Annotated in this window: 21 protein-coding genes and 1 riboswitch; of the genes, 12 read left to right on the top strand and 9 right to left on the bottom strand. The window is 60.4% G+C overall.

Annotated features, from left to right (window positions below):
* Positions 1-15 precede the first annotated feature (15 nt).
* On the top strand, positions 16-1,194 hold the full coding sequence (gene glcE / locus HCG46_RS11365) for a glycolate oxidase subunit GlcE (RefSeq protein WP_209009446.1): 1,179 nt from the start codon (positions 16-18) through the stop codon (positions 1,192-1,194).
* 44 nt (positions 1,195-1,238) lie between these two features.
* Entirely contained in the window at positions 1,239-1,598 is a 360-nt protein-coding gene (locus tag HCG46_RS11360) for a DUF4870 domain-containing protein (protein WP_023002100.1), read from the top strand.
* Between the two features lie 73 nt (positions 1,599-1,671).
* Here the strand turns inward: HCG46_RS11360 and HCG46_RS11355 are convergent, their stop codons facing one another.
* The gene (locus HCG46_RS11355) at positions 1,672-2,301 is read right to left on the bottom strand and encodes a hypothetical protein (protein ID WP_023002099.1); all 630 of its coding nucleotides are present in this window, start codon (positions 2,299-2,301) and stop codon (positions 1,672-1,674) included.
* Positions 2,302-2,569: 268 nt separating this feature from the next.
* Between HCG46_RS11355 and glcF the strand changes: the two genes are divergently transcribed.
* A complete protein-coding gene (glcF, locus tag HCG46_RS11350; protein ID WP_168686267.1) occupies positions 2,570-3,907 on the top strand; it encodes a glycolate oxidase subunit GlcF in 1,338 nt (445 codons plus the stop codon).
* A gap of 43 nt (positions 3,908-3,950) precedes the next feature.
* Here glcF and clcA read toward each other — a convergent pair whose 3' ends face one another.
* From clcA to HCG46_RS11335, 3 genes are all read right to left on the bottom strand, one after another.
* Complete coding sequence (clcA, locus tag HCG46_RS11345; protein ID WP_023002097.1) at positions 3,951-5,312, bottom strand: H(+)/Cl(-) exchange transporter ClcA; 1,362 nt, start codon at positions 5,310-5,312, stop codon at positions 3,951-3,953.
* A gap of 155 nt (positions 5,313-5,467) precedes the next feature.
* Positions 5,468-6,265 carry a L,D-transpeptidase gene (locus HCG46_RS11340; RefSeq protein WP_286185318.1) on the bottom strand — a complete coding sequence of 266 codons (798 nt, stop codon included), beginning with the start codon at positions 6,263-6,265 and terminating at the stop codon, positions 5,468-5,470.
* A 239-nt stretch (positions 6,266-6,504) separates the two neighbouring features.
* Positions 6,505-7,230, bottom strand: coding sequence for a DUF2927 domain-containing protein (locus tag HCG46_RS11335; RefSeq protein ID WP_168686263.1), 726 nt, complete (start codon positions 7,228-7,230; stop codon positions 6,505-6,507).
* Positions 7,231-7,528: 298 nt separating this feature from the next.
* On the opposite strand from HCG46_RS11335, the gene HCG46_RS11330 reads away from it, so the two are divergent.
* Both HCG46_RS11330 and HCG46_RS11325 read left to right on the top strand, forming a co-directional pair.
* Positions 7,529-8,233: a protein phosphatase CheZ gene (locus HCG46_RS11330; RefSeq protein WP_208993393.1), complete on the top strand. Its 705-nt coding sequence runs from the start codon at positions 7,529-7,531 to the stop codon at positions 8,231-8,233.
* A gap of 143 nt (positions 8,234-8,376) precedes the next feature.
* Positions 8,377-9,057: a DNA-3-methyladenine glycosylase I gene (locus HCG46_RS11325; RefSeq protein ID WP_205838471.1), complete on the top strand. Its 681-nt coding sequence runs from the start codon at positions 8,377-8,379 to the stop codon at positions 9,055-9,057.
* Positions 9,058-9,209: 152 nt separating this feature from the next.
* Here the strand turns inward: HCG46_RS11325 and hisG are convergent, their stop codons facing one another.
* From hisG to hisS, 3 genes are read right to left on the bottom strand one after another with little or no spacing between them, the layout of a single operon-like run.
* Positions 9,210-10,178 (bottom strand): ATP phosphoribosyltransferase, encoded by a 969-nt coding sequence (gene hisG / locus HCG46_RS11320; protein ID WP_055657728.1) that lies wholly within the window; start codon positions 10,176-10,178, stop codon positions 9,210-9,212.
* Positions 10,175-11,329, bottom strand: coding sequence for an ATP phosphoribosyltransferase regulatory subunit (locus HCG46_RS11315; protein ID WP_168686262.1), 1,155 nt, complete (start codon positions 11,327-11,329; stop codon positions 10,175-10,177). Before HCG46_RS11315 ends, hisG begins: the two co-directional genes overlap by 4 nt.
* A 2-nt stretch (positions 11,330-11,331) precedes the next feature.
* On the bottom strand, positions 11,332-12,798 hold the full coding sequence (gene hisS / locus HCG46_RS11310) for a histidine--tRNA ligase (RefSeq protein ID WP_152508370.1): 1,467 nt from the start codon (positions 12,796-12,798) through the stop codon (positions 11,332-11,334).
* A gap of 473 nt (positions 12,799-13,271) precedes the next feature.
* Here hisS and HCG46_RS11305 point away from each other — a divergent pair, with 473 nt between their 5' ends.
* The 4 genes from HCG46_RS11305 (at position 13,272) to HCG46_RS11290 (ending at position 17,797) form a co-directional block, all read left to right on the top strand.
* Positions 13,272-14,408 (top strand): glycosyltransferase family 2 protein, encoded by a 1,137-nt coding sequence (locus tag HCG46_RS11305; RefSeq protein WP_168686674.1) that lies wholly within the window; start codon positions 13,272-13,274, stop codon positions 14,406-14,408.
* Positions 14,409-14,417: 9 nt separating this feature from the next.
* Positions 14,418-15,917, top strand: coding sequence for a glycosyltransferase family 39 protein (locus tag HCG46_RS11300; protein ID WP_168686259.1), 1,500 nt, complete (start codon positions 14,418-14,420; stop codon positions 15,915-15,917).
* Positions 15,918-16,025: 108 nt separating this feature from the next.
* Positions 16,026-16,823: a ChbG/HpnK family deacetylase gene (locus HCG46_RS11295; RefSeq protein ID WP_168686257.1), complete on the top strand. Its 798-nt coding sequence runs from the start codon at positions 16,026-16,028 to the stop codon at positions 16,821-16,823.
* Positions 16,824-17,107: 284 nt separating this feature from the next.
* Positions 17,108-17,797: a Crp/Fnr family transcriptional regulator gene (locus HCG46_RS11290; RefSeq protein WP_023002086.1), complete on the top strand. Its 690-nt coding sequence runs from the start codon at positions 17,108-17,110 to the stop codon at positions 17,795-17,797.
* Between the two features lie 56 nt (positions 17,798-17,853).
* Here HCG46_RS11290 and HCG46_RS11285 read toward each other — a convergent pair whose 3' ends face one another.
* The gene (locus HCG46_RS11285; RefSeq protein ID WP_075284384.1) at positions 17,854-18,285 is read right to left on the bottom strand and encodes an Rrf2 family transcriptional regulator; all 432 of its coding nucleotides are present in this window, start codon (positions 18,283-18,285) and stop codon (positions 17,854-17,856) included.
* Between the two features lie 97 nt (positions 18,286-18,382).
* Between HCG46_RS11285 and HCG46_RS11280 the strand changes: the two genes are divergently transcribed.
* The 3 genes from HCG46_RS11280 (at position 18,383) to HCG46_RS11270 (ending at position 19,708) form a co-directional block, all read left to right on the top strand.
* On the top strand, positions 18,383-18,886 hold the full coding sequence (locus tag HCG46_RS11280) for a group III truncated hemoglobin (protein WP_208984417.1): 504 nt from the start codon (positions 18,383-18,385) through the stop codon (positions 18,884-18,886).
* Entirely contained in the window at positions 18,877-19,098 is a 222-nt protein-coding gene (locus HCG46_RS11275; protein WP_031269763.1) for a hypothetical protein, read from the top strand. Before HCG46_RS11280 ends, HCG46_RS11275 begins: the two co-directional genes overlap by 10 nt.
* 265 nt (positions 19,099-19,363) lie before the next feature.
* Positions 19,364-19,708: an acyl-CoA thioesterase gene (locus HCG46_RS11270; RefSeq protein ID WP_051990218.1), complete on the top strand. Its 345-nt coding sequence runs from the start codon at positions 19,364-19,366 to the stop codon at positions 19,706-19,708.
* Positions 19,709-19,939: 231 nt separating this feature from the next.
* Here HCG46_RS11270 and HCG46_RS11265 read toward each other — a convergent pair whose 3' ends face one another.
* A complete protein-coding gene (locus tag HCG46_RS11265) occupies positions 19,940-20,239 on the bottom strand; it encodes a hypothetical protein (protein WP_139314296.1) in 300 nt (99 codons plus the stop codon).
* Positions 20,240-20,280: 41 nt separating this feature from the next.
* Positions 20,281-20,405, bottom strand: a riboswitch (SAM-I-IV-variant riboswitch).
* Positions 20,406-20,484 lie beyond the last annotated feature (79 nt).

Below are 20,484 nucleotides of genomic sequence, written 5' to 3'. Positions count from 1 at the left end.
GGCATGGACGCGACAATGAAACCGCGAAACACCAGCGACGTGGAAAAGGTGGTGGCCTGGGCCGCTGCCGAAGACCAGCCGCTGGAAATCATCGGTCAGGGCTCGAAGCGGACGCTCGGACGCCCTGTGCAGGCCGCTCATGTGCTGGACCTGTCGGGTTTGACCGGGGTCGAGAGCTATGAACCTGCGGAACTGGTGCTGACGGTCAAGGCGGGTACGCCAATTGCCGAAGTGGAAAAGCTGGTCGACGACAATGGTCAGGAGCTTTCGTTCGAGCCGATGGACTTCGGCCCGCTCCTGGGCGTCACGCCGGCACAGGGGACAATCGGCGGCGTGCTTGCAGCCAATCTCTCCGGACCCCGCCGGATCAAGGCCGGGGCTGCTCGCGATCACGTGCTGGGCATGGAGGCGGTGTCCGGACGCGGCGAGATCTTCAATTCCGGCGGCAAGGTGGTCAAGAACGTCACCGGATATGACCTGCCGCGGGCTCTGTGCGGCGCATATGGCACGCTTGCCGTTGCAACGACCGTGACGCTGAAGGTCAATCCCAAGCCGGAGACCTCTGCAACATTCGTGCTTTCCGGGCTCGATGACGACGATGGCATCAAGGCATTGTGCCAGGCCATGGGATCGTCGGCGGAAGTGTCCGGCGCGGCCCATTTGCCTGCGGGGGTGAACGGCGGCAGCAGCTCAACCGTATTGCGCCTGGAAGGGTTCTCCACCTCGGTGGATTACCGCTTCAAGACCCTGCAGGCACTGCTTGGCACCTATGGCACGCCGTCGCGACTGGAGGCATCGGAAACAGGCGCTCTCTGGCAGACGATCCGGGATGTCAAACCCTATGCGGGTGGTGAAACCCCGGTCTGGCGGCTTTCCGTTGCCCCGACCGCAGGGCCGCAACTGGTTTCCAGCCTGAGGGAGGCGTTTGAGCTTCAGGCCTATTACGACTGGAGCGGCGGCCTTGTCTGGCTGTCGTGTCTGGATGGCAGCCTGCATGAGGCGGAAATCAGGGCTGCGGTCGATGCCGTCGGCGGCGGTCACGCAACACTTGTGCGGGCCGATGCGTCCCAGCGGTCCAATGTGCCGGTGTTTCACCCGCAGCCTGCTCCGCTCGCGGCACTGTCTCGCCGCCTGAAGGAACAGTTCGACCCGAAAGGCATTCTAAATCCTGGAAAAATGGTCAGTGGTGTGTAGTGTGAGGCCATAATTGTCACACGCATTTCCAACGGAGTGCCTTCATGGATCAACAGTCCGACGTTTCAGGCTACATGGAGCCAGGCGGCAAGAACGCCACGCTCATCTATATTCTTTATCTGGCAAATATCATCGTGCCGTTCACCGCCATTGTCGGCGTCATCTTTGCCTATCTCAATCGGGGCAAGGGCTCGGCCTGGGTTGATAGTCACTACACCTATCAGATCCGCACTTTCTGGATCGGGCTGCTGTTCGGCATCGTCAGTGGTCTTTTGACCCTGATCCTGATCGGCTTCCTGATGCTGATTGCCGTACTGATCTGGATGATCGTCCGCTGCATCAAGGGGCTTCAGCTTGCAGGCCGTAACGAGCCTGTGCCCAACCCGGAAACCTGGATGTTCTGACAAGAGGGCAAGGCCCGTCCGCAAGGCGCGGCACGGGCCATGAACCTTTACCAGGCTGCCGGTGCGGCGAATGTCACTGCGCCGGCAGGCACTTCACCGTCACGTCGTAACCATAACCATCGCGCTGATGCGTGGTGTTCTTGAACGACCACTTGTTCTTTTCGGCCTTGTTCTTCTTCGCGGCCACAGCGTCCAGCTCGAAATAGGCCTTGGCCGACACCGTCCAGGTCTTGCTGAGCGCGACCGACTTCTTCATGCCGCTCTTAAGAACCTTGTCCAGGTTGAGCGAGCAGGCCTGAACCGGATCCCATCCCTGCCACTTGACCTTGGCCATCGGGATAACCGGCGTGTAGGAAATGGAAACCGAACGCTTCGTGCCCGCGCCGACGTCGCGGTTCTGGAAGCTCTTGCTCCAAAGGTTGCCGTCCCCTTCGAAGTAAAGCACGTTCTTGAAGGAACCGACCTTCATGGCAACAATCCGCTCGCCATTCGTCGCCTTTGCCGACAGGCGCAGCAGGAACCGGTGATTGCCGGACTTGATCTTGGTGTAATTGTAGGCGTTGGCCTTCACTTCGACGGGAATGACGTCGATGCCGTCGCGCTTGACTTCCACTTTCTCGATCCAGTCCTTGGCCATGGCTCCGGTTGCGACACTGGCGAGAACAGCGGTCAGAACGGCAGTTTTTGAAATCGTCTTAATCATCAAATCAATTCCTTGGTTGGCATTTCTTTCGCCCACGCTTCGGAACTTAGGCAGACCCGGTTGAACCGGTTCTGAGTGCACTGTTTATCCCGGGTTCATGTTCCATCTGTCCGTTCAGGGAAGGGGGAGGTGGTGAGGCAGAAAGTCCGTGCCGGCAAAACCGTTGTGCCACAAAGGTGCCTTGTGCCGCTTTCCTTCTGACCGTACGATCCGCCTCGCTCGGAAGGAGAAACCCGCAACGACGGGTCATTGAGGGATACGGGGAGCAATGCAGACAAATTTCACCGCAGAGCAGCTCAAGGACAGTCACGTTGCAGCGTCGGAGAAGATCCTGCGCAAATGCGTGCACTGCGGTTTCTGTACGGCCACGTGTCCGACCTTCACACTGCTTGGAGATGAGCTCGACAGCCCTCGAGGCCGGATTTACCTGATCAAGGACATGCTGGAAAACGACCGTCCAGCAGACAAAACCATCGTCAAGCATATCGACAGATGCCTGTCCTGCCTTGCCTGCATGACCACCTGTCCGTCCGGCGTGCACTACATGCATCTGGTCGATCACGCACGCATCCACATCGAGAAGACCTACAAGCGACCGTTTGCCGACCGCCTGATGCGCTCGGTCCTTGCGTTTGTCTTGCCCTATCCGAAACGGTTCCGGCTGGCGCTGATCGGCGCCTATTTCGGCCGACCCTTCGCCGGGCTGCTGAAGATGATGGGCGGCCCGCTTGCCCGGATGGGCGCCATGCTGGAACTGGCCCCGGCAAAGGCGCCGGGCCGCGGCCAGCTGGAAGGACCGGGGGTCTTTGCGGCCGAAAGCCCCAAACGCAAGGGGCGTGTTGCACTCCTCAGCGGCTGCGCCCAGCCTGTGCTCAACCCCGGCATCAACGATGCGACCATCCGGCTCTTGCGCAGGGCCGGGTACGAGATCGTGATGCCGAAGGGGGAAGTCTGCTGCGGCGCGCTTGTTCATCACATGGGCAAGGAAGAAGCGTCGCTGGAAAACGCCCGTCGCAACGTCGATGTCTGGATGAAGGAAGCCGAGGGCGAAGGGCTGGATGCCGTCCTGATCACGGCATCCGGTTGCGGCACCACAATCAAGGACTACGGCTTCATGCTGAAGGACGATCCGGCCTATGCCGAAAAGGCGGCGCGGGTGTCAGCCCTTGCGAAGGACGTGACCGAGTTCCTGACCGGTGTCGATCTCGGTGAGCCGGCGATGAAGCCCGGCCTGACGGTTGCCTATCACTCCGCCTGTTCCATGCAGCACGGCCAGAAGATCACCCGGCAGCCGAAGGATCTCCTGAAGGCTGCCGGCTTTGCGGTCAAAGACGTTCCCGAAGGCCACCTTTGTTGCGGCTCTGCCGGCACCTACAACATTCTCCAGCCGGAGATTGCGCGCCGTCTGCGCGACCGCAAGGTTGCCAATATCGAAAAGACCCGGCCGGACGTGATCGCAACCGGCAACATCGGTTGCATGACGCAAATCGGTCTTGGCACGGAAATTCCGATCCTGCACACGGCGGAACTGCTCGACTGGGTCTATGGCGGCCCTCAGCCTGACAGCTTGACGCCGGTACTTCAGCAGCGCCAGGCAGCGGAATAGCCGGACAGCGTGACAAGTGGCTCGCGGGCTTGTTTTCAGCCCGTCAGCTCTCCCGTGTGCCCAGCTGAACCGGTGTCTTGTCTCCGTCCGGAGGGCCGTCCACAGGCTGTCCGGCCAGCCGCAGCGTGCGTTCCAGCAATTCCTCGTAGATGGGTCGACCACCCATGTGGTGTGCCGTCAGTGATGCTGTCGTACAGGTGATCAATACCGGCATGATCAGCGAATAGGCGCCGGTCAGTTCCATGACCAGCACAACACCGACAAGTGGTGCGCGCACAGACGCTGCGAAGAAGCCGCCCATGGCGGCAACGGCACAGGCGCTGCGGAAATCGTCTTCCACCGGCAGGAATTCGGCCGACGCGACACCGAAGGCGAGGCCGGCACAGGTCGCGATGGACAGCATCGGCGCAAAGATGCCGCCGGGAACACCGGACGCGTAGGAAAACAGCACCCCGCCGAAGCGCAGGAGCGTGAGCACCAGCAACGTGATCACGCCATAGTTCGACAGAATGAGGTTGTGGACCAGTTCTTCGCCGCCGCCGGTCGCCGCGGGAAGCGCGTTGAGCAGCAGGCCTGTTACCGCACCGATGACAAGCGCCGGAACCCAGCGCAAACCGGAGGGGATCTTCAGGAAGAGATCCATGACCGTGATCAGCGCCCGGTTGAAGAAAACGCCAAGCGCACCGAGGAAAACCCCCAGAACCGCCAGCAGCGCGAAGCTCCAGACCGGAACATAGCCGACATCCACCTGCAGGGGCGGGCCGATATGGGTCAGCTGTTCGGTGATGGCCGCACTCAGGATCGATGCGATGATGACGGCCATGTAGGTGCGATAGCCGAAGGGAAACTGTCGGCGGGTTTCCTCGACAATGAACAGGATCGCGGCCAGGGGGGCATTGAAAGCGGCGGCCAGTCCCGCGGCTGCGCCGGCCGCCAGCAGACCCTTGTGATCATCGGGCGAAAGATCCTGCGACCGCGACAGGGCCTCGGCGGTCATCGCACCCATGTGGATGGTGGGGCCTTCTCGGCCGAGCACAAGCCCTGACCCAAGCGCCAGCAGACCGCCGAAAAACTTGGCGAACAGGACGCGCGGCCAATGCAGCGGGCGCTTGTCTTCCATGGCCCCTTCGATTTCCTGGATCCCGCTGCCTGCCGCTTCCGGGGCAACCCGCCTGATGAGCAGAAAGGCTCCCGTGACGCAGGCTGCCGAAATGGCCATGGATACGACATAAGGCATGTATCCCGGGCCAAGAGCCAGCCGCAGTGCCGCATAACGGGAGAAAAGGAAATCGAGTCCGGTGTGAAATCCGGTTGCCAGACCGCCAACCAGAATGCCGACCAGCGTCGCCTTGAGAAAATAGGCGGCATCCGATCGAACCGAAAAGGAGATGTGGGGGGCTTTCATGCCGCGGTCCTGAAAGAGACTTTAGGGAGACTGCTCCAGGCCGGCGATTCGACCTGTCGTCACGTCAGACTGCAAAGAAAAGCAGGTGCCGGCAACAAAAACGCGCGGCAGAGCCGCGCGTCTGTGTTCCGTTTGCCGGAAAGCGGAAAACTTCGTCAGATCACGTGCACCGTGGTGCCGACCTTGACCCGTTCGTAGAGATCCATGACGTCTTCGTTGCGCATGCGGATGCAGCCGGAGGAGACCGCGTGGCCGATGGTCCAGGGCTGGTTGGAGCCGTGGATGCGGTAAAGGGTGGACCCGAGATACATGGCGCGTGCGCCGAGCGGGTTGTCCGGTCCGCCGGCCATGAAGGTCGGCAGGTCGGGACGACGCTTGCGCATTTCCGCCGGCGGACGCCAGTCCGGCCACTCCGCCTTGCGGGTGACCTTGTGGGTGCCGGCCCATTCGAAACCGGGCTTGCCGACGCCGACACCATAGCGCCGCGCGGTGCCGTCGCTCTGAACTAGATAGAGGAAGCGTTCGTTGGTATCGATCACGATCGTACCGGCCTTGTGCGGGCCGTCATAGTTCACGATGGTCGGCAGGAACTGCGGTGCAATCTGCCGCGACTGCGGGGCTCGTGCCTGGCGTTGCGGCTGCTGACGGACCGGCTGCTGGCGGGGAGACCACCAGTTGGCGCGGCGCACCTGCGGCTGTTGCTGCTGGACACGTGGCCGTTGCACACGTTGCTGCTTGAACTGGTAGCGCTGCGCCGTCGAACGCCGCTGGACCTGGGGCTGCAGTTGCAGCATCCAGGGTTCTGTCAGGTTCGGGCTGAGCACGAGCGGCGGTGGCGAGACCTGGCCCGCGGTTGCCGGAGTGCCGGAAAGGCCGGTGGAAAGAACCAGGACACCGGCAAACGCGATAGCCTTGGGAAACATATTTCGCAGCAGCAACATGGCAGTACTCATCAACTTGTCATCGACCACGTTCAGCGGCCTTTTACAGCCGCCGGTTAACGGATTGGCAAGGATGATAAGCAGCTCAGGCTGTTGCAAAGATGAATCCGGCGCACGGAAATCAGGTAATCTTTTCTTATGGTTAGTTGTTGGTTGAGGAACAGGCTTAATGAAATCCTAGGCGCTTCGGTCGTCGCCGGATTAACCTTTGAAGGTGGTTTGAAAAGACAAAGCTTTCCGCGATTCCTTGGTTAACGCACGCGCCTTCTGGCATCGCGCGCCACCAGCGGCAGGATCGGCCGGGTCTGCTGCATCGACATGCCCGGTTTGATACGCGGATCGTAAAGCATGTTCAAAATGATCTGGTCGAACACCGTAAAGCGGCTGTGGCGCGAGGAATCGTTAAACACCGAATGGGTGAGTTGCTCGTCGTCGTTCATCGGCCCCAGCCCCTGCAGAAGTTCCTCGACAAGACAACGCTTGAAAAGAAATTCGCCTTCGTCGGAAACGATGACTGCCGCCGAGCGCTTGATGCCCTTGCGGCCGGAAACGACACGAACAAGGCATCTGCCTGGAACCCGGGCATGTTCGTTCTTGTAGATGTCCTTTTTCACCACCGGTTCATACTGAGCCCGGTCGACCACATAGATCTCGAAATTCGCCTTGGCCGGATCGTTCGTAACGCCGGTCGTCAATCCGCCAATGCGGTTGTCGATTTCCTTTATGAAGCGATGGACCGTCTGTGTCCTGTCGCGCGCGGACAGGTTATGGACGTAGAACAGGACCGGGGTGGTGAACTTCTTGACCAGATAGGGACGCCAGCTCCAGCTGCGGTACTCCAGCCCGAATACGGTCTTCTCGAACCCTTCCAGCAGCTCTTCCGTTGAAAAGGAATCGTTTGCGCCCGAAGGGGAACTCAGCGTGATCGAGGCCGTAAGAAAGAGCAGGCAGGTCAAAAGGATGCGCAGGAAATTCATCTAGGTCAAAGCACCGTTTGCAGCCACATTGGCCTGAGGGTCATGCCTGATCATGCGCGCAGCAGTTCGTTGTCAATCTGCGCGAGGATAACCAAAGCGCCGCCGCGAGGAAAGCCAAGAAACCGTTACCAAACACCAAATTATGCCGTAAGGCGCGCCAAGCATTGAAAAAACAATTCTTTAAACTTCCCGCGCTATAAGGGTCGGTATTGCGATTTAAGAAAGCCTGCAGGGGCGGGGAACGGGAGTAGGCATGGCCGCGGTGAAAAGATCCTTTCGAGCGGAAAGCTTGATACGCATGAATTCCGGGGCAAACGAGAACCCCGCCTATGCCGAAGAACGTCGTCACCAGGAAGTCCTGGCAGAGATCGCCAGCCTCAAATCCATGCTGAAAAGCGGACCGGACCAACAGGCACCGCTTGATCCGGAAGCCATGAGCGCAAAGTTCATGGCCGAATTCCGCAAGGAACTGTCCGAGGCCGCCAAGCTGAAGGTTGAACTCGACGCCATCTACGAGGCAATCGCCCAGACAAAGCGCGAGATCGCGACGCTGCATCACACCACTGGTTCCAAGGGCGAGGAGATGACCCGGGTCACCAACGAGCTTGACGCCGTGGTGATCGGAACGGAAGGGGCGACCGAAACGATCCTGGCGTCTGCCGAGTTCATCGACGAGACCGCCAACACGCTGTCCGCGCGACTTGGCAAGGAAGACGCTGAACTTGCAAACGACATTCAGGACAAGGTCATCCAGATCTTCGAAGCCTGTAACTTCCAGGATCTGACCGGCCAGCGCATCACCAAGGTGGTATCGACGCTGCGGTTCGTCGAAGACCGCATCATGCAGATGATGGATATCTGGGGCGGCATCGAAACCTTCAAGGATATCGAAGTCGAGCAGCGCGAACTGAAGGAAGGCGACGCTGCCCTTCTCAACGGTCCCGCACTGGAAAGCGACATCGATGTGGCGACCCAGGACGATATCGACGCCCTGTTCGCCTGAGAAAGGTCTCTGGCCTTTAAAATTCGAAACCCGGCCGGCCTGGCCGGGTTTTTTGTTTTTGAAGCCGGCTCGCATTTCGGGTTGCTTCCAGGTATCGGGGAGGGTACCAAGGTAGGAACAAACAGTGAATATCAAGGTGGCGTATGGCAGAGCAGAAACCGGCGGAAACGGCAAAAGCGGAACGCGATCCGGTAACAGGTCTGCTGCTGGGCGAGGACGACAGGAACCGCTGCTGGTGGCATGGCGGTCTGGAGGACTACCAGCGCTATCACGATACGGAGTGGGGCTGGCCGGTTGACGAGGACAGGCGTCTTTTTGAGAAAATCTGCCTGGAAGGATTTCAGTCGGGTCTGTCCTGGCTGACCATCCTGCGCAAGCGCGAGGCTTTCCGGGCAGCTTTCGCCAATTTCGAATTTGAACGGGTGGCAGAGTTTACCGAGGCAGATGTCGAACGCTGTCTTCAGGACAGCGGCATCGTCCGTCACCGCCGCAAGATCGAATCCACCATCAACAACGCCCGGCGGGCACTGGAGCTGAGGCAGGAGTTCGGCACGCTTGCCGCATACTTCTGGTCATTCGAGCCGAAACCGGAAAACCGGCCTGAGAAGCTGGACTTCGCCACGGCAAAGACCCTGGGCAAGACGGCCGAAAGCACCGAACTCTCCAAGGATCTCAAGAAACGCGGCTGGAGCTTTGTCGGCCCGACCACCGTCTATGCCTTCATGCAATCCATGGGCATGGTCAACGACCACCTGGAAGGCTGCTGCTGCCGGGAAAGCGTTGAAGAGGCACGCACGGCATTCAAGCGTCCTGTGAGGCGCTGAAGGTGACTGGGTCCTGACGAGTTACTCGGCTGGATTCCCTTCCCCCTTGTGGGGAAGGGTTAGGGAAGGGGGTATTCGGCGAAGCCGAAAAAACAACGTCCGCAAGCAACCTCCGCAATCATGTCACGCGGCTCGGAAACGCTGCTGTGTGTTTACCCGTTCACCTTCGCCTTCAGCGGCGAAAACAGGCGGTTTTCCTTGGAGAACACATAGTCGAGCGTTTCGACGGTAACCGTTTCCGCGCCTTCTTCGATCAACAGCTGGGCACAGTCGGCAACCGCGTCCCTGGGGCACAAGACGCTGACGTGGTGCAGGTCATCGACTTCGGAAAAACGCTGAAGAGCGCCAACCTTGCTGACAGATCGAAGGGCCTGTGTGCGGTCGGCAACCACGGCCTTGACCAGCTTGACGTTGCGCGCTGCTTCTTCTGCGGCCACGCGGTCGAGGATCGCCCGGGCAGCGCCAAGGGCGGTGGCGGACCAGTCGGCGTTGAGGGAGGCTACCAGATTGGCCTGGCTTTTCAGCATCACACCATCTGAAAGGATTTTCAGGTTGTTGGCCTGCAGCGTCGAGCCGGTCGTGGTGATGTCCACGATGAGTTCAGCGGATCCGGCTGCCGGTGCGCCTTCGGTCGCCCCCGCGCTTTCCACGATGCGGTAGTCGGCAATGCCGTGACCGGCGAAGAACGAGCGCGTGAGATTGACGTATTTGGTGGCAACGCGAAGACGGCGGCCATGGCGATTGCGGAAATCGGAAGCGACATCGGAAAGATCCGCCATCGTTTCAACGTCGATCCAGGCTTTCGGCACGGCAACCACCACATCCGCCGGGCCAAAGCCAAGCGGCGTGACGATGTGAACGGTGCTTTCCGGGTTGGCGATGTTTTCATGCACCAGATCCAGACCCGTAATCCCGAAATGGACCGTGCCGTCGGAAAGTTCCCGCGCGATTTCGGAAGCCGACAGGAACGCGATCTCGACGTTCGGCAGACCCTTGATGGCGCCGCGATAGTTCCGCGCGCCGCCGGGCTGCACCACCTTCAGGCCTGCGCGGCCGAAGAACTCGTGCGTGTTTTCCTGCAGACGGCCCTTGGAGGGAATGGCGATAATCAGTTTGCTCATGACCTAACACTCGCTGCAATCCGGTCGAGCCACATGGAAAAGCCGATGGCCGGTACGTCGTCTTCGGCCCCAAGAAGGGTGACCAGCTTGTCGTAGCGCCCGCCGCCGACCAGCGGTCCTTCCACGGGTGGATTGACTGCATGGATCTCGAAGACAAAGCCGGAATAATAATCAAGACGCCGGCCGAACTCGGCTGCGAATGTCAGCCGGGCGGGATCGATGCCCTTGGCTTCAAGGGCCGCAAGGCGCTGTTCGAAGGCGGCGATGGGCGTATCCAGGCCAAGGCTGAAATCGCGGGAGAAATCGCGCAGCATTCCGGCGGCGCTGGCGCCATCCGCCTTCAGGGCCAGATAGGCGGAAAGTGTTTCCGCCGCCTTGTCATGGCCGCGGGCACCGCTGGCAAGGGCGGCCTGTTCCAGGAACCTGTCTGCGATTTCGCTGGGCGTGCGTCCGCCCACGGCGGAAATTCCGGCAATCGACAGAAGATCCTCGACGACCGCATGGGCAGCCTCCGGATCAGCCCCTTCCAGCGCAGACAGGAAACCGAGGCGGACGTCGCGGCTGTCATCGTCGGAGGAAGAGGCTCCGGCCATGCGGGTGATCGCAGCGGTCAGACGGTTGGTCTCGCCAAAGAGATCACGTAGCCGGCGGCGCCAGACGGTCGGCAGGTCAAGCCCTTCCAGCACGGCGGCAAACAGGGTCTCGTCGCCAATTCGGATGACGATGTCCGACAGGCCGAATTCCTCCAGGGCCTTGACGGAAAGCGCAAGCAGGTCCGCATCCGCTTCGGCCGTGTCCGTACGGCCGAGGCTTTCCGCGCCGAGCTGCGGGATTTCGCCCAGGCCGTCCGGTCGCTGGCGGAACACCGGGCCGTTGTAGCAATAGGCGGCCGGAAGCTTGACGGCGTCCTGCGCCAGATGATGACGGCAAACCGGAATGGTGAAGTCAGGGCGCAGGCACAGGTCCAGCCCGTCGGTACCGCTGGTCAGATAGAGCCGGCGTCGGATGTCCTCGCCGGTGAGATCCAGAAAGACGTCCGCCGGTTGCAGGATCGGCGGGCTGACCTCGTCATGGCCCGCGGCCTTGAAGAGGCCAAGAACCTTCTCGATCTTCTCCGGAGCCAGTCCGGTCACCTGTGCCGCCCCACTCATGATCAGCCCTCGTTCTGGCGCTGGCGGTCTTCCGCCTGCCCGTCCAGGATGCCGCGCACGGTCGCAAGGAGTTCCGTCTCCTTGACGGTGACCTGCGCCGGACGGCTTTCACGCCAGGTAATGTTGTCGGTTATCTCTTCGGAAAGCCGCTTGCCCTCGATCAGGTCCTTGACCTGGATTTCACCGGCTTCCCGCTCGTCAGAACCCTGGATGATGGCGATCGGGCAGTTACGCCGGTCGGCATATTTCAGCTGGTTGCCGAACTTCTTCCAGTTGCCCTGGTACATCTCTGCGCGGATACCGGCCTCGCGCAGGTCCTGTACCATCTTCTGGTAGCGTCCGAGCGCGGCAACGTCGCCGTCCATCACGGTGACCAGCACCGGCGCGACAACGTCGGACGTGCCGAGTTTGCCGAGGTTCTTCAGCGCCGTCATAAGGCGCGAAACGCCGATGGAAAAGCCGGTCGCTGGCACGTCGCGGCCAGTGAAGCGTTTGACCAGCCCGTCATAACGGCCGCCGCCGCCGACAGAACCGAACTGGACCACTTCGCCCTTTTCGTTGGTCACGTCGAACAGGAGTTCGGCTTCGAACACCGTACCGGTGTAATATTCCAGACCGCGGACGACGGACGGGTCGATCTTGATCCGGTCTTCGCCATAACCACAGGCCGAGAAGATTTCCGCCATGGTGTTGAGCTCGGTGATGCCTTCGTTCTCAAGCGTGCCCGTTCCCGAGACGAAGGCAACGATGCTGTCGATGGCAGCCGGGTCTAGTTCCGCACCCTTGGTGAAGTCGCCGCTCTCGTCCTTGCGTCCGTCGCCCAGCAGCAGACGAACGCCTTCAATCCCGAACTTGTCGAGCTTGTCGATCGCTCGCAGAACCGTCAGCCGGCGTTCTTCGTGCTCTTCACCGCCAAGGCCGATGCTTTCCAGCACGCCGTCCAGGACCTTTCGGTTGTTGACGCGGATCACATACTGCCCGCGCGCGATGCCGAGCGCTTCCATCGTGTCGGACATCATCATGCACATTTCGGCATCCGCCTGGACACCGGGTGCGCCGACGGTGTCGGCGTCAAACTGCATGAACTGGCGGAAGCGGCCCGGCCCGGGCTTTTCGTTCCGGAACACCCAGCCGGCACGGTAGGTGCGATAGGGCAGCTGGATCTCGTTGATGTTTTCCGAAACATGGCGGGCCAGCGGTGCGGTCAGGTCGTAGCGCAGGCTCATCCACTGCTCGTCTTCGTCCTGTACGGAAAAGACGCCGGCATTGGGCCGGTCGGTGTCTGGCAGGAACTTGCCGAGGCAATCGGTATATTCAAAGGCAGGGGTTTCGACGGGATCGAAACCGTAACGCTCATAGACAGCGCGGATCTTCGCCAGCATCTCGTCGGTGGCGCGGATGTCCTCGGCAGAGCGGTCAACGAAGCCGCGCGGCAGGCGGGCTTTCAGCTTGTTCGGTTTTTTGGCCATAAAGGTCTTGAATCCTGGCGAGTTCCCGGCCGGACGCGCCCAAGGAAACCTCTCGCATCCGGCTGTCTGATGTTGCGGCTGTCGTAGACGAAACAAGGCGCAAGGGCAAGGCGGTGCAACATCCTGCCAGTTCGTTCGATAGGAGTTGGAAGAAAGCTGGTGGTTCTGGCCGCGAACCAATGAATGTCGTGCGGGACCAGCGACAGGGAAGCAATTCTGCAGTCCGTGCCTTGTTTGCATCACAGTTCGCGGTAAAAGGGCGCTTCAGGAACAGTGGAAGTGCAGCTGCGAAAGACAGGTGAAGCACATTGGGCCGGTAAATCGGCCGGGCAGTGCGGGCATCCATTGTCTTTTCTTGTATTTAATCTCTGCCGGGCTATGGTCCGCGCGGATCGGGTGAAAAGGGCCGTCCCGGTGCTGCAAGGAAGGCACGGGACCGGCGGACAGGGCTCAGTATGGACAGTGCGGTGCGCATGGCGGACGGGAATGCCGGCGAAGTTGGGGCCGAGGCTCTGAAAGGGCCGAAGGCCGCTGAACTCAGTGTCATCCTGCCGAGTTTCAACGAAGCTGCGAACATTCCAATCCTGATCGGCCTCCTGGACGAGGCGCTCGCCGGGATCGCCTGGGAAGCGATCGTCGTTGACGACAATTCGCCCGATGGAACCACCGAGGTTGCCCGCGAGATTGCCCGGACCGATGCGCGCGTCCGGGTCATCCGCCGTATTGGCCGCCGGGGCCTGTCGGGGGCCTGTATTGAGGGCATCTTGGCGTCCTCCGCCCCCTTTGTCGCCGTCATGGATGCGGACCTGCAGCACGACGAGACCATGCTGCCGAAGATGCTGGCCGCCCTGAAGGCAGACGAGACAGACCTGGTCGTCGCCAGCCGCAAGGTCGATGGCGGCACCATTGGCGAAGGCCTGTCGTCCTTTCGCGCCTGGGGCTCCAATCTCGCCAACGGCCTCGCTCAGAAGCTGCTGAACGTCACCCTCAAGGATCCGATGAGCGGGTTCTTCATGATCCGCCGGGACAAGGCTGAAGCTCTCGCACCGAAACTCTCGCCCCAGGGCTTCAAGATCCTGCTCGACCTGGTCTCAAGTGCGGGGGGTACCTTGAAGATCAAGGAACTGCCGTTCACCTTCCGCGAGCGCCAGCACGGCGAAAGCAAGCTGGATACGCTGGTCACGCTCGACTATTTCGGTCTGCTGCTCGCGAAATATTTCGGCAACATCGTTTCGGTCCGTTTCCTGATGTTCGGCCTTGTGGGGGCAAGCGGCCTCTTCGTCCATCTGGCGGCGCTGCGCGTGTTCCTGCTGAGCGACATGGAATTCAACCTCGCCCAGACGGCGGCGTCCTTCGTCGCAATGACTTCGAACTTCTTTCTCAACAACCAGCTGACCTATCGCGACCGCCGCTTGAACGGCATCAGGGCGCTGGTCGGCCTCCTGACCTTCTACGCTGTCTGTTCGGTCGGCGTGCTGGCCAACGTCGGTGTCGCCAACCTGATCTACGCCGATCCATCCTACTGGTGGTTCGCCGGTACGGCGGGGGCGATCATGGGGGCTGTCTGGAACTACGCGGCCAGCTCCGCCCTGACCTGGCGCAAGTCGTAAAGGCCCGTTGTGACCGCTGAAGCTCATACCGGATCCTTGCCTTTCTACCTGCGGCCCGCAGGCCTGATCCTGATTGTCGGCCTGTTGACGGCGTTGAAAATCTTTGCCGCCAGCCACTCGCATTTTGTCGAGGACGAAGCCTATTACCGCCTCTGGGGGCTTTCGCCGGCGCTCAGCTATTACGACCATCCGCCGATGATCGGCTGGTGGATCGGTATCGGTCAGGCACTGTTCGGTGACACGGTCTTCGCGGTTCGCGCCCTTGTCATCGCCTCAGGCGTGATCGGTTCCCTGGCCCTGTGGCGCACAGCCTCCCTTTTGTTCGGACGCACTGCCGCGGCCTGGTCCGTCCTGTTCCTCAACGCCAGCCTGCTGGTGGGCATCGGCGGCATTCTGGCAACGCCCGACGCTCCGTCAGTGCTGTTCTGGGGCCTCAGCCTGTGGGCGCTGACAGAACTGTCAACGTCCAGAAACGCCAACTGGTGGTTCGTGGTGGGGCTGATGGCCGGTTGCGGCCTGGTTGCCAAATATTCGGTTCTGTTTCTGGGCGCGGGCATCGTCCTGTGGCTGATCTGGGTGCCGGATGCCCGCCGCTGGTGGCGCTGCTGGCAACTCTGGACCGGTGGACTGATCGCGCTGCTCTGCTTTTCGCCGGTGCTTTACTGGAACCACGTCCACGAATGGGTCAGCTTCTACAAGCAGTTCGGCCGGGCTGGCACCGGCGGTTACACGGCAAGATATATTCCAGAGTTCCTGGGCGCGCTGGTCGGGCTGATGAACCCGCTGATCGCTGTTTTGGCGTTTGCTGGTGCCGCCAGGCTTTTCAAGGGGCTTCGGGCGCGGGAAAACGCGGCGTCTCTCCTTCTCCTGACCGTTTTGCCGTTCCTGCTCTATCTCGGGTATCACTCCTTGCATTCGCGCGTGCAGGCCAATTGGCCGGCACCGCTTTTTCCCGCTTTTGCCATGATGGCTGCGGTCTTTGTCACCAGCCGGCCTGCCAGCCCAGCCCTGTGGCAGCGTCTGGCGCAAGCCGGTGTCGTCCTTGGTCTTGCAGTTGCCGTCGTGGTGCAATTGCACGCAGTCTGGCCGCTGACGGGTACCTTTGCCCGCAAGGACCCGACCTTCCAGTTACGCGGTTGGCCGGAGATCGGACAGGAAGTGAAGGAACTGGCAGAAAGGGAGGGGGCCGGCTTCGTGGCAACGACCAGCTACGGCCTCAATGGCCAGCTCGATTTCCTGATGAAAGACGACCTGCCGGTGTTCCAGCTGACCGAGCGTATCCGCTATGTCATGCAGCCTGCGCCTGACATGTCGCTGTTCGACGGGCCGGGGCTCTATGTTGCTGAAAAGCGCCGGAACCGGGAAGGCGACCTGCGGCAGTCCTTTGCCAACGTCGAGGAAGTTGCCGAGCTGACGCGCAAGGTTAAAGATGTGCCGCTGGAAAAGCTTGTCGTCTACAAGGTTGAGGGGCGTATCGGCCCGGTGTTCGAGCCGGTCGACCCAAATTGAACCGGCAGGAGATGTCGGCTCCACCCAACATCCGACTTGATTTGCTTGGCTGAATGACGCAGGGATGTGGCTTAATATTCACATTGTCCGGTCCGCCTGCGGAATTTCATGAAGCGAATTACACTTGGAGCGTTGGACTACGGCCTTGCCTTCGGGGTCGATCGCGCATTGCGTGAACTTGTGGAACGGGGGCGCCTGAGCGCTCTTGGAGCCATGGTTGCCACCGAGCTGTGGCCACGCGAATTCCGTCCGTTGCAGGAAACCGCGGAGAAGGTCGGCAAACGGGCACTCTTCGGGGTGACCTTGGCCTTCAGCGGTGATCGTGTTTCGCCTGTCAGCGCCCGCATGCAGGAAATCTATGGCGACCGGATGTTCACGCGCGAACAACTGCAGCGCCGTGCCTTGCTGCGGCTTTTGCCGGACCAGCTTCTGCAGGAGGAAGCCCAGGCTCAGCTTGCCCGCTACAGCGTGTTGATGAAACGTCAGCCGGATTTCGTGGCGGTGCGTGAAGGTCTGTTGGAGCGCACGTCCCTTGCGCGGATCGTTCTGAAGGCGATCGAGCATGCCGATTATCCCGAACCGCCACTGCTGATTTCGCCGGTGCAATCAGGTCTCAAGGCTGTCCGCCTGGCACGGCTTGCCAAGGCGCACGGCCTGAAGCTGCTTCCCAAGGCGGATCCCTTGCCGGAGACCGAGGATCAGGAAGTGCTGCACGCTCTTTTGCATAACCATTTTGACGGCATGAGCGATCTCAGTTTCGTGGCTGCTATTCCCGGCCGTTCGGACGATCGCCTGCGGCGCGACGAGCCGCGCCGGAAGATTGCAATACGCGAATGCCAGTTTGAGGTTCTGTCCAGCCAGAGGTTCTTTCAGACGCTGGAGAAGAAGGACGTTTTTCTGAACTGACGCCGAACTTTCGCTTAAGGTGCTGGCAGTCAGGCTTTTGCGAGGTTTGGTTCGGACTTGCGAATTCGGATTGGCCAGTGGGCATGACGAAGTGGTGAAACGAAAAAACGGCCCTGCGGGGTACAGGGCCGTTTTTCGTGGAGGTCCGGAAGAGGGGAGGGGCGGCCCCGCTTCCATGTCCTTAGATATAGGGTTATTTTGCTGGAATGCACGTGATGGGCATCACAAGATGGCGTTTGATCTTGTAATTTCGCGGGCAGCAGCGCTTTTGGCAGGGGTAAGGTGTGGCTGAAATCAAGGATTTTTTAAAAAATAGCTTTTCGCTTGAAGGGCTTGACCCGGAACTGGCTGTCGGCCTGTCGCGCCTTGCAAGGCCGATGAAAATATCGGCTGGCACCATTCTCTTCGAAAATGGCGATCCCGGAAACGGCTGTTACGCGGTTCTGGAGGGCTCGCTCAAGGTATCGCTTCTGTCCGTTGAAGGCGACGAGCAACTGCTTGCAGTGCTCGGCCCTGGCGATCTTGTCGGCGAACTGGCCCTGCTTGATGGCCGTCCGCGGTCTGCAACGGTCATCTCCCTGAAGGAAGCCCAGCTTGCCTTCATCGACAAGGCCGCCTTCCAAAGGTTTGCCGATGAGAACCCGGCCGTCTACCGGCATATGCTGTCAATCGTCGGCAAGCGTCTGCGCCATGCCAATGATGTGCTGGCGGCACGCTCGTTCCTGCCCTTGCCGGGAAGGGTCGCCCAGACCCTGCTGCAGTTGGCGGAAACCTTCGGCAAGCCGCTCGACGATGGCCGGTTGCTGATCCACTACAAGCTCAGCCAGGCAGATATCGCCAACATGGCAGGTGCCGCGCGCGAAAACGTCAGCCGCGTCCTCAACGACTGGAAGAGGGCAGGCACCATCAGCCGGATTTCCGGCTACTACTGCCTGGAGCAGATGGACTTCCTGGAAAAGGCTTCGACGCTCTAGGAAAACCAGGATCGAAACGGATGGTCCCCGTCTGCCTCGTTGCAGCCGGGGTTGCCTCAGGCGCTGGTTTCGACCGGCAATGCCATCTGTGTTCCGGCCAGAATGGATGCCAGCGTTTCGGTATTGAGGCTTTCCAGAAAGGCTTCCGAGGCTCGCGCCATTGCGCCTTTCAGCGCACACCGGGGCAGGAAGGCGCAGACTGTGGGCTCGGGCTTCAGGCAGGCGACGACGCCAAGGTCCGGCTCGATCAGCCGTACCACATCCCCCAGGCGGATCATGTCCGGTGTTTTCGCCAGCCGTATCCCGCCGCCACGCCCGCGCGTCGTCTCCAGATAGCCACCTTTGGCGAGATGAGCGACGATTTTCATGACATGTGATTTGGCAAGGCCAAGCTGCCGCGAAAGCTTGTCGACGGTCTGCGGGTCGTCGGATTGGCCGGTCGCCATCAGAATTCTCAAGGCAAAATCGCTGGCCTGACTGAGGCGCATGGCTGGGTCTCTTTAAACATTCATCTTATATGTTGATTTTAGCGGGTTGTTGTGCCATTTAAAAGATGCATATTAAATGAATGTTATGGAGGCGGCTATGGAAGCCCCTAACTCCAGTACCAACAGATACAAGCTGAAGAGACGCGAAACGCCGGACCAGGGCGACCGGCTCCGTCGTTACGAGAAGGTCGATGAACAGGCGATCCATGTGATGGTGCATACCTTCTATGGCTGCATTCGCCAGCATCCACGGCTCGGAGGCATCTTCGAACGCCGTCTGGCTGGCCGTTGGGAAGAGCACCTGCCGAAAATGGAAGCCTTCTGGCAATCCGTCCTGATGAAGAACGGCGCCTACAAGGGCAAACCCGTGCCGGCTCACCTGAAGCAGAAGGAGCTGGTAAGCACGGATTATGGCGAATGGCTCGGTGTCTTCCGGCCCGTGATCCGTGAATTGTTCGTACCGGACCTTGCAGACGAGATTGTGGCCATTGCCGAACGCATCGCGCAGAGCCTGTGGCTGGCCACTTTCGGAACCCCCGGAGCCAATCCGCCTGCCGAACTGACATCGCAACCCTCTGAATGGAGCGGATCATGCTGGTAACGATTGTCCTGATAGCGGAAGTGCTGGTGTTCGTCTGGTTCACCGTCTTTTCGCTGATGCTTCTGTCCATGTATCTGGATTCGCGCGGCATGCCGCTGCCGAAACTGGATGTCGCCGGCCGCACACTCATCGGCAGCGCGAAACTGGCCTTCATCACCGGCATCGTCGCCCTTTCGGCGATGACAGTCCTTGAAATCCAGGCCTTCAGCTAGAAAGCAACCGAAATGAATACCTCCAACCTTCTGCATCGCGGCCTGCCGATCCTGCTGATCTGGGTCGCTGCCCCCATGCCGTTGTGGATCATGGCAATCCTGTTGTTTGTCCTTTGACGCTGGACTTGATCCGCAGTTCCTTCTGAGGCCCTCCGATCAACCACTTCTATTCTTGCAGGTGATGACCTAGTCTTCTTGCGAGAATCAGCGGAGGGGCTCAGGCGTGTACGACGAAAAGCCGACAGGCGATCTGACATTGCGCACCATGGCAATGCCTGCCGATACCAATGCCTCGGGAGATATTTTCGGGGGCTGGGTGTTGTCGCAGATGGACCTGGCAGGCGGTATCGCAGCCGGTCAACGGGCCGAGGGACGTGTCGTGACCATCGCGGTCGACAAGATGAAATTCATCCGGCCTGTCCATGTGGGCGACGTGCTGTGCGTTTATGCAGAAGTCCTTCGTGTCGGCAACTCGTCGATGGAAATCAAGCTTGAATCCTGGGCCCTGCGCCATCGCTACGGCCATCGTGAAAAGGTGACCGAAGCGGTCTTCACCATGGTGGCCGTCGATGACGGCGGCAAGCCGCGCCCGGTCCCCAAGAGGGACTGAGCGCCGCGATCTCATCCGGCTTGGTTCCCAAAAAAACCTCATAAAAAACCTCATCCTGAGGAAGCGCGTCAGCGCTGTCTCGAAGGATGGGTGGTATACTGATGAGCAAGCGGCCCATCCTTCGAGACAGGCCTTCGACCTTGCTCAGGAAGGGGCGAGTTGTTGCAGCACGCCTGTATCAAAGAAATTGGCAGAGTGCAGACGTTGTGCACCACACGGGGGCACGCCCCGTCAGTGCCTGACGGGTCCGTGCCGGTTGAGAATATCGGCAAAGAGGTCTTCATCGACAGCGCAGGTGCAGCCGTTCGCCCACAGTTGAAGCAGTGTTTTCAAACGCTCGGTGCGGGCGGTCTGGCTGAGCGGCGCCTTGTGCCGCGGTAGGCCACCCAGGATGCGCAGGGATTTGATCCGCGCCAGCACGCAGTCTTCAGCGGCCTGGCACCAGATATCCGTTCCGGCAAGCTTGGAGCTCGCCGCCACATGGTTCTCGATCAGATCTGCCGCACGTCCGGCAAAAGGGTCCTGAGACAAAAAATCCTCCATCGGTTGCCCGAGGAGGACTGGCGCATGCAAATTAACCGCTTAGTTGCCGGAAAGCCTCGGTTGAGGGTCTGACCAGCCGCATCCCTGTTGCGGAAACCACCTTGCCCGGAATGGCAGGTTGGCGAGGGCGCCAGCCCTTCTCTTGATGATGGCGCGCTTATGCCATGTCCAATCCGGCTTGGCAAGTCCGCCAGTGCATGGCACATCTTCCTGAAAGGACTAGCTCGGGAGCA

Source organism: Labrenzia sp. PO1 (assembly GCF_012273635.1).
Taxonomy (GTDB): Bacteria; Pseudomonadota; Alphaproteobacteria; order Rhizobiales; family Stappiaceae; genus Roseibium; species Roseibium algicola.
Note: the sequence above shows the minus strand (reverse complement) of the source record. Positions and strands in the feature narration are given on the sequence as shown.